Source organism: Amycolatopsis sp. SID8362 (genome assembly GCF_010550475.1).
GTDB classification, from domain to species: domain Bacteria; phylum Actinomycetota; class Actinomycetes; order Mycobacteriales; family Pseudonocardiaceae; genus Amycolatopsis; species Amycolatopsis eburnea.
Genome location: NZ_JAAGNB010001698.1, coordinates 1 through 540, shown reverse-complemented (window position 1 = coordinate 540; position 540 = coordinate 1). Strand labels below are relative to the sequence as shown.

Sequence of the window (540 nt, the reverse complement as noted above, 5' to 3'; positions counted from 1 at the left end):
GCCGTGCACTGGGCCCACACCGCGCGGGCGCGCTACCCGGACGGCCAGCTGTACGTGAACCTGCGCGGGTTCGACGCCGACGACGAGCCGCTCACCCCGGCCGCCGCGCTCGCGCAGCTGCTGCGCACCCTCGGCGTCGACCTGCGGGACGTGCCGCCGGGCGTGGACGACCAGAGCAAGCTCTACCGCTCGCTGCTGGCCGACCGGCAGGCGCTCGTCGTGCTGGACAACGCCCGCGACGCCGCGCAGGTGCTGCCGCTGCTGCCGTCGTCGGGGCGGGTGCTGGTGACCAGCCGCCACCGCCTCGACGAGCTGGTCGCCCGCACCGGCGCGCGGTCGCTGGGGCTGGCTCAGCTGCGCGAAGACGACTCGCAGGCGCTGCTGTACGCGTTGCTCGGCGACCGGACCAGCGCCGAGCCCGAAGCCGCGGCCGAGCTGGCCCGGCTCTGCGGCCACCACCCGCTCGCGCTGCGGATCGCCGCGGCGAACACCGGCGTCGCCAGCATCGGCGAGCTGGTCGACGAGCTGCGCGGCGACCCG

1 pseudogene is annotated in these 540 nt (G+C 76.7%); it reads left to right on the top strand.

Annotated elements, in window-relative coordinates:
* Nucleotides 1–540 (top strand): annotated as a pseudogene (locus G3I65_RS52025) (SARP family transcriptional regulator); the annotation flags it as partial.